Annotated in this window: 5 protein-coding genes; 2 read left to right on the forward strand and 3 right to left on the reverse strand. The window is 58.3% G+C overall.

Translation table 11 applies throughout. From position 1 onward, the window contains the following. Positions 1 to 92 precede the first annotated feature (92 nt). Positions 93 to 320 (reverse strand): YgdI/YgdR family lipoprotein, encoded by a 228-nt coding sequence (locus tag ACW14G_RS22360; protein ID WP_163446322.1) that lies wholly within the window; start codon positions 318 to 320, stop codon positions 93 to 95. A gap of 191 nt (positions 321 to 511) precedes the next feature. On the opposite strand from ACW14G_RS22360, the gene csdA reads away from it, so the two are divergent. Together csdA and csdE are read left to right on the forward strand one after the other, a co-directional pair. Beyond that, positions 512 to 1,717: a cysteine desulfurase CsdA gene (gene csdA / locus ACW14G_RS22365; RefSeq protein WP_249022822.1), complete on the forward strand. Its 1,206-nt coding sequence runs from the start codon at positions 512 to 514 to the stop codon at positions 1,715 to 1,717. Continuing rightward, positions 1,717 to 2,166 carry a cysteine desulfurase sulfur acceptor subunit CsdE gene (gene csdE, locus ACW14G_RS22370; protein WP_249022821.1) on the forward strand — a complete coding sequence of 150 codons (450 nt, stop codon included), beginning with the start codon at positions 1,717 to 1,719 and terminating at the stop codon, positions 2,164 to 2,166. The genes csdA and csdE overlap by 1 nt, the downstream gene beginning before the upstream one ends. Here the strand turns inward: csdE and tcdA are convergent. Together tcdA and mltA are read right to left on the reverse strand one after the other, a co-directional pair. Next, entirely contained in the window at positions 2,151 to 2,963 is an 813-nt protein-coding gene (gene tcdA, locus ACW14G_RS22375) for a tRNA cyclic N6-threonylcarbamoyladenosine(37) synthase TcdA (protein WP_064543045.1), read from the reverse strand. The two genes, csdE and tcdA, sit on opposite strands and share 16 nt — an antisense overlap. Before the next feature lie 124 nt (positions 2,964 to 3,087). Beyond that, positions 3,088 to 4,185 (reverse strand): murein transglycosylase A, encoded by a 1,098-nt coding sequence (gene mltA, locus ACW14G_RS22380; RefSeq protein ID WP_065358098.1) that lies wholly within the window; start codon positions 4,183 to 4,185, stop codon positions 3,088 to 3,090. Positions 4,186 to 4,425 lie beyond the last annotated feature (240 nt).

Below are 4,425 nucleotides of genomic sequence, written 5' to 3' on the forward strand. Positions count from 1 at the left end.
TTTCACTTCCTGTACATTTACCCTGTCTGTCCATAGTGATTAATGTAGCACCGCCTAATTGCGGTGCTTTTTTTTGCCTGCGATTCGGCGCGCTATTTCTCCAGCGCCACCATCTCTTTCACATCGCTATGGTTGATTTGCTGTTTCACGCCGTTGGCATCGGTGTAAGAAATCATACCGGTGTCTTTATCGGTCTGCGGTTTGCCCTCGGAAACAATGCTACGACCATCGTTGGTGTGCATCACGTAGTTTGGGCCAGAACAGGCACTCAGGGCAAACGTCAGCATACAGGCAGAAATCATTGCGGCAGTCTTTTTCATCTTCTTCTCCTTTAGCGATTTATGCTATCTAAAGCTCATTTCATAACAGGCGAAAATATTTGCCTAACGTTATTTAGCATAAGACACTGGTCGGATAGTGCCAGCAGAACCAGACGATTCCGAGGATTGGCACAAACCTTGTATCAATGCTCATTTTGCGCCACGATCGGTTGATTGAACCGAGGAATACCATGAACGCTTTCAACCCCGCGCAGTTTCGCGCGCAATTTCCCGCCCTGCACGATGCCGGGGTTTACCTTGATAGCGCCGCCACAGCGTTAAAACCCCAGGCGGTGATCGAGGCGACAAACCAGTTCTACTCGCTGAGCGCGGGGAACGTCCATCGCAGCCAGTTCGCCGAAGCCCAGCGCCTGACCGCGCGCTACGAAGCCGCGCGCGATCAGGTCGCCCGCTGGCTAAACGCCCCTCGCGGCAAAGACATTGTCTGGACGCGCGGCACGACGGAAGCCATCAATATGGTGGCCCAGTGCTACGCGCGCCCGCGCCTGCAGCCGGGCGACGAAATTATCGTCAGCACCGCCGAGCACCACGCGAACCTGGTGCCCTGGCTGATGGTCGCGGAGCAGACTGGCGCGAAGGTGGTGCAACTGCCTCTTGGCGCTAACCGCCTGCCGGACGTCGAACAACTCACCACGCTGATCACCTCGCGCAGCCGCATTCTGGCGCTGGGGCAAATGTCGAACGTCACCGGCGGCTGTCCGGATCTGGCGCGCGCGATTACTCTCGCCCATCAGGCCGGTATGGTGGTGATGGTTGACGGCGCACAGGGCGCGGTGCACTTCCCGGCGGACGTGCAGGCGCTGGATATCGATTTCTATGCCTTTTCCGGCCATAAGCTCTACGGGCCGACCGGCATCGGCGTACTCTATGGCAAGAGCGAACTGCTGGATGCCATGGCCCCGTGGCTGGGCGGCGGCAAAATGATTAGCGAAGTGACCTTCAACGGCTTTACCACCCAGCCGGTGCCGTACCGCCTGGAAGCAGGCACGCCGAACGTAGCGGGCGTCATTGGCCTGAGCGCGGCGCTGGAATGGCTGTCTGAGGTGGATATCGTGCAGGCCGAATCCTGGAGCCGGGGCTTAGCGACGCTGGCGGAAGATGAGCTGGCAAAACGCCCGGGGTTCCGCTCCTTCCGCTGCCAGGATTCAAGCCTGTTAGCCTTTGATTTTGCGGGTGTTCATCACAGTGACATGGTGACGCTGCTGGCGGAATACGGGATTGCCCTGCGCGCCGGCCAGCACTGTGCACAGCCGCTGCTGGCGGCACTGGGCGTCAGCGGCACGCTGCGCGCCTCGTTCGCCCCCTATAATACGCAAGACGATGTACACGCGCTGGTCAACGCCGTTGACCGTGCGCTCGAACTTCTGGTGGATTAATGACGACTCCTTTGCTCGCCGAACACCCGTTCGGCACCACCGTAACGCCTGAGGCATTACGGCAACAGTTTGGCGCACTTAGCCAATGGGAAGAGAAGTACCGGCAGCTGATTCTGCTGGGCAAACAGCTCCCCTCGCTGACGGACGATCTCAAAGCGCAGGCCAAAGAGATTCCCGGCTGTGAAAACCGCGTCTGGCTGGGCTACTCGCTGGAGGCTGATGGAACGCTGCATTTCTTTGGCGATAGCGAAGGCAGGATCGTGCGCGGCCTGCTGGCGGTGCTGCTGACCGCCGCGGAAGGCAAACGCCCGGAAGCGATTCTGGCTACCAGCCCGCTCGACTTTTTCGATGAGCTCGGGTTACGCGGCCAGTTGAGCGCCTCACGCAGTCAGGGCCTGACGGCCCTGAATGACGCAATGATTGATGCCGCGCGTCAGGCGCTGGCCTGACGCTCCGCTTTCGCGAGCATCTTTTTCAACGCATGGGATACCGCGACAAAACCGAAGGTCGCGGTGACCATCGTCGCCGCGCCAAAGCCTGAGGCGCAGTCCATCCGTTTTGGCCCTTCAGCGGTACTTTTCATCGCACACACGGAACCGTCGGACTGCGGGTATACCAGCGCTTCGGTGGAAAAGACGCAGTCCACACCCAGCTTACCTTTGCTGTTTTTCACCACGCCAAAATCGCTTTTCAGCCGCTCGCGCAGCTTGGCCGCCAGCGGATCCTGGATGGTTTTCGCCAGATCGCTCACCTGGATCTGCGTCGGGTCGATTTGCCCGCCCGCGCCGCCGGTGGTGATCAACGGCACTTTATAGCGACGGCAATAAGCAATCAACGCCGCCTTTGGGCGCACGCTATCGATAGCGTCCACCACATAGCTGTAGCCCACGCCCAGATATTCCGCGACGTTATCCGGAGTCACAAAGTCGTCAATGACGGTCACACGGCATTCGGGATTAATCAGGCGAATACGTTCAGCCATCACCTCAGCCTTTGCCAGGCCAACGTTGCCGCCCAGCGCATGGATCTGGCGATTGGTGTTGGTCACGCACACGTCATCCATATCAATCAGCGTGATAGCGCCGATACCGGTGCGGGCCAGCGCTTCCGCCGCCCAACTGCCCACGCCGCCAATCCCAACCACGCAAACGTGCGCATCGGCAAACACCTGCAGCGCCTTTTCACCGTATAAACGTGCCGTGCCGCCAAAACGCTGGCGCCAGGCGTCACTGATAACCACAGACATAGAACCTCAGAGTTAAAAACAAAAAGAGCGGACAATGCCGCCCTGAGCGCCATTCCACTGCCGGATGGCGCTTCGTTTATCCAGCCTACGCGCTAATGTGTAGACCGGATACGCCATCGGGCCATTAGCCGCTAAATACGTTACCCGCGCTGCCGGATGACTTCAGCACCCATACGCGTCCGTAGTGATTATACCAGCCTGCACGGTGTCCGGCATCCGGGCCGATGCCCTGATAGATGTCGAAGTGCTGGCCTTTAATCGCGCCGCCGACATCCAGCGCCACCATCAGGCGCAGCTCGTACTGACCGTTAAATTTGCCGTTGTTATCCAGCTGCGGCACTTCCGCCAGCAGCGTGGTACCCGGCGGGATCACGTTACGGTCAGCCGCCACCGACGCACGCCCGACCAGCGGCACAGCGCTGGCACCTTTCACCGGGGCGAAAGACTGCGGTTTAAAGAAGACGAACGACGGGTTCTGTTCCAGCAGTTCGCGAACTTCCGCTTCGCTGTGGGTTTCGCCCCAGTGACGGATGGCCTGCATCGACATATCTTCGCGCTTCACTTCCCCGCGATCGATCAGTACCTTGCCGATGCTCTTATAAGCCCAGCCGTTTTTGCCGGCATAGCTGAAGAAGTTCAGCGGCGAGCCGTCGCCGAAATCGATATAGCCGCTGCCCTGCACGTCCATGATGAAGTTATCCATCAGCGAATTGCTGTAGGCAAGAATATAAGCATCGCTCAGTTGGCCAGCGTAAATCCCGGCGCGAGACGGCAGCTTGCCGCGCTTCGGCGGCATACGGTAAATCGGATACTGGAATTCGCCCTGACGCGTATGGCGCGCTTCCACCACTGGCGTGTAGTAACCGGTAAACTGCACGTTGCCGTAGTTGTCGGTCCCTTCCATCTGCCAGGCATCGATACCATACTGGCGCAGGGTACGGGTATCGCCGCCGGAAAGCAGCCACTGCTGCACGGCGTTGTATACGTTGCTCTGATTGCCATACAGGCGCGGCGAAGCGCTACGGATATGGCCCACCTGCTGCGCGAAGTCGCCCGCGTTAATCGGCGCGCCGACGGCATCAGGCTGATTGACTAAAGAGAAAGGCTGGGTGAATTTCCCGTCTTTATACTGTTGACCGCGATCGGTCGGTTTTGACGAACAGGCGGCCAGCATTGCCAGCATTGCCCCCGTTGCCACATATTTTACCCAACGTCCTTTCATGGTGTTTTGTATTCCGCATAATCGAAAGTGCCCGCTGAAGATAACAAACCGCCAGGGGTATTGAAATGCGATTGCGCAGCCCGTCATAATTTCGAACAAAAAACGTTCAGATTGTGCCTAATACGCACAACTCATAAAAAAATGAGAGCTTTATATCAAAAATGGGTTGCAACAAATGCTCAGCAGAGTATAGTGCGCATCCACGGACGCGGGGTGGAGCAGCCTGGTAGCTCGTCGGGC

The organism is Kluyvera sp., from assembly GCF_965301105.1.

Coding starts and splice junctions, on each gene's coding strand:
- ACW14G_RS22360 (WP_163446322.1), bottom strand. CDS start 320: ATGAAAAAGACTGCCGCAATGATTTCTGCCTGTATGCTGACGTTTGCC.
- csdA (WP_249022822.1), top strand. CDS start 512: ATGAACGCTTTCAACCCCGCGCAGTTTCGCGCGCAATTTCCCGCCCTG.
- csdE (WP_249022821.1), top strand. CDS start 1,717: ATGACGACTCCTTTGCTCGCCGAACACCCGTTCGGCACCACCGTAACG.
- tcdA (WP_064543045.1), bottom strand. CDS start 2,963: ATGTCTGTGGTTATCAGTGACGCCTGGCGCCAGCGTTTTGGCGGCACG.
- mltA (WP_065358098.1), bottom strand. CDS start 4,185: ATGAAAGGACGTTGGGTAAAATATGTGGCAACGGGGGCAATGCTGGCA.